At 67.9% G+C, this 5,374-nt stretch carries 6 protein-coding genes; 1 reads left to right on the top strand and 5 read right to left on the bottom strand.

Annotated elements, in window-relative coordinates:
- Positions 1-158: 158 nt before the first annotated feature.
- From B1964_RS02305 to B1964_RS02285, 5 genes are read right to left on the bottom strand one after another with little or no spacing between them, the layout of a single operon-like run.
- Positions 159-1,409 (bottom strand): LmeA family phospholipid-binding protein, encoded by a 1,251-nt coding sequence (locus B1964_RS02305; protein ID WP_079928647.1) that lies wholly within the window; start codon positions 1,407-1,409, stop codon positions 159-161.
- Positions 1,410-1,442: 33 nt separating this feature from the next.
- The gene (locus B1964_RS02300) at positions 1,443-2,270 is read right to left on the bottom strand and encodes a carbon-nitrogen hydrolase family protein (protein ID WP_079928646.1); all 828 of its coding nucleotides are present in this window, start codon (positions 2,268-2,270) and stop codon (positions 1,443-1,445) included.
- Between the two features lie 9 nt (positions 2,271-2,279).
- Entirely contained in the window at positions 2,280-3,032 is a 753-nt protein-coding gene (locus tag B1964_RS02295) for an SAM-dependent methyltransferase (protein WP_079928645.1), read from the bottom strand.
- Between the two features lie 34 nt (positions 3,033-3,066).
- The gene (locus B1964_RS02290; protein ID WP_079928644.1) at positions 3,067-3,576 is read right to left on the bottom strand and encodes a DUF2505 domain-containing protein; all 510 of its coding nucleotides are present in this window, start codon (positions 3,574-3,576) and stop codon (positions 3,067-3,069) included.
- A gap of 15 nt (positions 3,577-3,591) precedes the next feature.
- Entirely contained in the window at positions 3,592-4,086 is a 495-nt protein-coding gene (locus B1964_RS02285) for a DUF2505 domain-containing protein (protein ID WP_006372564.1), read from the bottom strand.
- A gap of 68 nt (positions 4,087-4,154) precedes the next feature.
- On the opposite strand from B1964_RS02285, the gene B1964_RS02280 reads away from it, so the two are divergent.
- The gene (locus tag B1964_RS02280; protein ID WP_079928643.1) at positions 4,155-5,234 is read left to right on the top strand and encodes a UDP-N-acetylmuramate dehydrogenase; all 1,080 of its coding nucleotides are present in this window, start codon (positions 4,155-4,157) and stop codon (positions 5,232-5,234) included.
- Positions 5,235-5,374: the final 140 nt, after the last annotated feature.

The following is a 5,374-nucleotide window of genomic DNA, read 5'->3' as shown; positions in this document are numbered from 1 at the left end:
TGTTCGCACCGGAGCGCCGCTGCATGACCACCACCACCCCCACGACGAGCAGGATGACGACGGCGATCAGGAGCAGCTGGCCCACGGGTTCCTCCGGAACGGGGTCGGAAAATCGGACATCTCCCAGCGTACCTGCGAGGTGGTGGGGCCCGTCCGGCTCAGAGGATCGAGCAGGTCGGCGCCGAACCCGAGCTCGACGTCGACGCGGCCGCCGACCCGAGATCGACGTTGCTACCGGTGACGGCGAAGTCGACGCCCTGGTCGGTGACCTTCAGGGAGGTGACCTTGATTTCCTTGGTGAGGTCACCGAAGAGGCTGTCGCCGAAGCCGTCGACGAACTGCTGGGCGAAGTCGGCGGGAATCCCGAAGACGAAGGCGCTGGCCTGCTCCACCTGGAAGCGCACCTTGCCCTGGTCGAGGACCGGCTTCATGGTGAGGCTGACCGGCACCGGGAAGATCGCGACCTGTACCGCGGCGTCCACCTTGATCGTGCCGTCGGCGGCGTTGCCGGTGACCGAACTGACCTGGGTACTGCCCAAGATGCCGGAGCCCTCGGTTCCCGTACCGCCGTTGGTGGTGCCACCGTTGGTCCCGCTGTTGTCGGTCGAGCCACCGGAGAGTTGTCCCTGCTTGCTCAGCTCGATCACCCGCTGGAACGGGACGTAACCGGTGCCGGCGAGCGAGTCGACCTTGACCGTGTTCCCGTCCTGGCTGACCCCGTCGGCCCGCACGTGCAGTTGCATCTGCGTCGAATTGGAGTCGCTGGTGTCCACCTGGACGTAGGGGTAATCGTTCGAGAACTTCTGCAGCAGAATGGGTTTCTTGCTGATCGACACGTTGGTGGGCTGACCGGTCAGAGCGCCGAACTGTTGCTCGAGACAATCGGTGGCGCGGCTGCGCAAGAAGAGTTCGGTGCCGACGAGCGCGATGATGATCACCAACACCAGTCCGACCGCGCCGAGCGCGATGAACTTTCCCTTGCCGCGTTTCGTCGGCGCCGTCGTGACCACGCCGTCGCCGGTCGGGGGAACCGCATGCGCACCCGTTCCCGGATCCCCTCCGTCCATCGGGTTCTCCCCGGTGGTGAACTGCGCGGTCTGCGGGTGCGCCGCGGGTGGTGGCGGCGTCACCGGGGTCGTGGTGGCGTCGGAGATCTGCGAGTAGGCGCGCGCGTGGCGGGAGGTGGTGGTCGGCTCCCACTGCTCGGTGTCGGGGGCGGGATTCTCCCCCGCACCGTGCTGGGCCGGGGTCTGCTCTGCTGAGGTCTGCTCCGCCGGGGTCTGATCGGCCGGCAAGTCCCGTCCCGCGGAGTGGTCGCGCGGCGCGTTCTCCCGACCGACCTGCTTGGTGGCATCCGGATCCTCGGGACCACGAGGGGTCTGCGGATCGTCGGTCGTGTCGTCGGCCATGCACTCCGTCCTAGGGGCGTCGGTCTTGCGTGATCACAGTTCGTACGCGACGGGCGTCGGTTCGATTCGGAATTCCCGCTGGTTGGCGAGGACCGCGAGTTGCTCGCGAGCCTTGGCGACAACACCCAGGTCGAGGTCGTGTACACCCAGCCGTTGCTCCCCCGTGTACGACGCGACCACGCTACCGAAGGGATCTGAGATTTGGCTATGTCCTACGCCGGTCGGCGCTTTCGACGCGCGGAGCTCCTCGTCGGCGGGTTCGGCCTGCCCGACGGCCACCACATAGGACGTCGAGTCGAGGGCACGTGCGGTGGCCAGCGTCCGCCATTGCTCGACCTTGCCGCGCCCGGCACCCCAGGACGCGGGGACGACGATCACCTCGGCCCCGTTTTGGGCAAGCGCGGTGAACAGCGCCGGGAAGCGGATGTCGTAGCAGGTGGCCAGGCCGATGCGGACGCCGTCGACCGTCACGGTCCGCGCGACGTCTCCGGGTGCGACGGTGGCCGATTCCCGGAAGCCGAAGGCGTCGTACAGGTGGATCTTGTCGTAGCCGATGCGGGTGCCGTCAGGTGCTGCGACCAGCAGGGTGTTGGCGACTCGCCCGTCGTCGCCGGGGGTGAACATGCCCGCGATCACGGTCACCGAGTTCTCGACCGCGATCTGCGAGACGCCTGTGGCCCACGGCCCGTCGAGCGATTGGGCGACCGGGCCCAGCGGCACCCCGAACCGGCACATCGTCGCCTCGGGGAACACGACGAGAACGGCACCGTCGGCGGCCGCCGCGGCCGTGTGTTCGGCGACCAGACGCAGGTTGTCGTCCGGGTCGGTACCGGAGGTGATCTGGGCCATCGCGATGCGCATGTGGCCAAACTACCCGCGTGGTGCGACCGTCTCCCAGGGCACGGTCAACAGATTGTCGACGACGCGGCGGCGTGGAATCGCGACGTCGACGCCCGCCGCACGCATCAGCGTGAGGGTCTGCGCCCAACGTGCGCGTGGGCCGAAGACCGTCTGACCGGCGGCGTTGTCCCAGCAGCGGTCGGCGGTGACGAGCAACTCGTGGATGCGCTCACCGGGCACGTTGCGATGGATGAGCGCCTTGGGGAGCCGTTCGGCGAGGTCGGAGGGTCTCCCCGTGTGCGCGGGCGACCAGCACAGGGTGAGGCTGCGCGGCCCGTCGGCGTCGAGCAGCACCCAGGCGCATCGACGGCCGATCTCGTCACAGGTGCCCTCGACGATCAGCCCGCCGGGAGCCAGTTGCGTCATCATCTGCGACCACGCGGGTGCCACCTCGTGCTCGTCGTACTGTCGCAGGACGTTGAACGCGCGAACCAGTTGTGGCCGCACCCCGGCGAGCTCGAAACCGCCGAGTGCGAATCGCACGCCGTCGATCGGGGCGACGATGCGGTCGGGATCGATCTCGAGGCCGATCATCTGCAGGTCGGGTGCGACGGGCCGCAGCCGCCGGGCCATCTCGACACAGGTGTCGGGCCGTGCGCCGTATCCGAGGTCCACGACGATCGGTCGCGCGTCGGCGGCCAGCGCCGCGGCGATCGACGGTTCGTGCGCCATCCACCGGTCGACGCGGCGCAGACGGTTGATGTTGGTGGTACCCCGGGTCACCCGACCGTGAGGTCTCGGGGTGGGTGTCACGCGGTCAGAGGTTCTTGTCGATCCAGTCCTTGGAGTACTCGGCCTCCGCGCGGAACAGATCCACCAGGTTGACCAGCATGAGCTGCTCGAGTTTGCCGTTGATGAACGGGATGAAGACCTTGACCTCGGTGGTCTTGCGGATGGTGCAGCCGGTCTCGGTGGGGAACAGTTCCTGCCAGCCCTGCAGATTGCCGGGACCCGCGGGGATCGACGCGGTGTAGTTGCCCTTGGTGTTGTCCGGGTCGAACGGCCCGAACGATTCCTCGCGGGTGATCACCATGTCCTTCATCAGGACGGTCTGGGCGATCGGGGGCAGCTGATCGCGGCCGATGTGCTGCTTGAGCACCACTTTCAGGCCGGTTTCATCGGACCGGAAGTCTTCCACCTCGCAGTGCGGCGAGATCATCTGGAAGCCCGCCATCATGTCATCCCAATACTGCCGGGTGCTCTGAGCTTCGTAGAGCTTCTCCACGGGATGCGCATAGCGCGCGGAGTAGCTGAGACGTCGTGCCATGACGGCCAGGTTACGTCAGCGGTGAGCGGCCTCCCAAGTCACCGTCTTCTCCCGTTCGTTGTCGAGCAGGTCCACCAGTTGTTCGATGACGGCACTCTCGATCTTGCCGCCGACGAAGGGAATCCCCACCTTGGCGGTGCCCGTGTACTCGACGCCGGCCGGGTCACCGGAAACCACCAGAGCGCCCTCGACGTCGGCCGGAGCGCCCGACACCGAGGCGTGCATCGTGCCGTTGACCGCGTCCTTCGCCCGGGTGAAGGTCATCGTGCGTGGGATCTCGAGGTCGCCGGGACGCACCTTGGTGACCACCGACGGCAGTCGATCCTCGGGCACCCCTTGGAGCATCTTCACCGTCACCGTGGTGCCGTCCGACGAGAAGGACTCGAGCCTGCCGTGGCTGGAGTTGGTGGCTTCGAGCAGGTCGTGCCAGTACTGCTCGGTCGACACGATCTCCCAGTACCGGTCGGCAGAGAACGGATAGGACACCGAGTGCTTCAGCGGGCTCGCCATGGGATGAGAGATTACTCGACGCCACCGACGTCGGCTGTCGTGCGCCGCCTCGGGTTACCGTTGGCCCCGTGACCGAGACTTCGCTGCAGCCCGGAGTGCCGCTGGCCGGCCTGACCACCCTGCGGGTCGGCGGCCCGGCGCGGGCACTGCTCCGCTGTGAGGACACCCGATCGGTCGTCGAGGAGATCCTCGCCGCCGACGCCGTCTCCGAGCCGGTCCTGGTCATGGGTGGCGGATCGAACCTCGTCATCGCCGACGCGGGCTTCGCCGGAACCGCCATCCGCATCGAGAGCAGCCGTATCGAGTTCGGGACCGGCCGCGAATCGGGCCGGGCCCATGTCACCGCCGACGCCGGGGTCACCTGGGACGATCTGGTGGCCGCGACCGTCGAGGCCGGTTTCGGTGGGCTGGAATGTCTCTCCGGGATTCCTGGATCGACCGGTGCGACGCCGGTACAGAACGTCGGCGCCTACGGCGTCGAGGTCGCCGACGTGCTGCGTGAGGTCCAGGTGCTCGACCGTCGTTCGGGGACCCTGCGATGGGTGGCCCCGGGTGAACTCGGCCTGGCCTACCGCACGTCGCGACTCAAGCATCGCGACGAGATGGTCGTGGTTGCGGTGTCGTTCTGGCTCAACGACGATCGCGCCAGTCAGCCACTGCGGTATCGCGAACTGTCCGCCGCCATGGGCGTCGAGCCGGGTGGCCGCGCCGACGCCGCGGCGGTCCGTGAGGCCGTCCTGGCGCTGCGTGCGGGCAAGGGCATGGTGCTCGATCCCGACGACCACGACACCTGGAGTGCCGGTTCGTTTTTCACCAACCCGATCGTCGGGGCCGACGACGCGCCGGCCATTCTCGACCGCATCGCCGGCCGGCTCGGTGCCGACGTCGCCGTCCCCACCTATCCGGCACCGGATGGCGTCAAGTTCTCCGCGGGCTGGCTCATCGAGCGCGCCGGCTACGCCAAGGGCTACCCCGGCTCCCACGCTCCGGTGCGTCTGAGTACCAAACACACACTGGCCCTGACCAATCGCGGTGGCGCGACCACCGAAGAACTCCTCGCTCTCGCCCGCGACGTGCGCGACGGCGTCGCCGACACCTTCGGCATCACCCTGCACCCGGAGCCGGTCTTGGTGAACTGCGCGCTGTAGTACACCGCCCGACGATCGACCCCGCTGGTCGAGGTGCGAAGGAGCGATAGCGACGTAGCCTCGAGACCCGTTGCACCGATGGATATCCGGGCCACCGTGATCCGAATCCAGCACCGGTGCAGGCGGTCTCGAGGCTCGCC

The organism is Gordonia sp. i37, from assembly GCF_002043085.1.
In the GTDB taxonomy this organism is placed as follows: domain Bacteria; phylum Actinomycetota; class Actinomycetes; order Mycobacteriales; family Mycobacteriaceae; genus Gordonia; species Gordonia polyisoprenivorans.
The sequence above is the reverse complement of the archived record's forward strand: the minus strand, read 5'-3'. Positions and strand labels throughout refer to the sequence as shown.

Excerpts from the sequence above, each read along its gene's own strand:
- B1964_RS02305 (WP_079928647.1), bottom strand. The coding sequence starts at position 1,409 with ATGGCCGACGACACGACCGACGATCCGCAGACCCCTCGTGGTCCCGAG.
- B1964_RS02300 (WP_079928646.1), bottom strand. The coding sequence starts at position 2,270 with ATGCGCATCGCGATGGCCCAGATCACCTCCGGTACCGACCCGGACGAC.
- B1964_RS02290 (WP_079928644.1), bottom strand. The coding sequence starts at position 3,576 with ATGGCACGACGTCTCAGCTACTCCGCGCGCTATGCGCATCCCGTGGAG.
- B1964_RS02285 (WP_006372564.1), bottom strand. The coding sequence starts at position 4,086 with ATGGCGAGCCCGCTGAAGCACTCGGTGTCCTATCCGTTCTCTGCCGAC.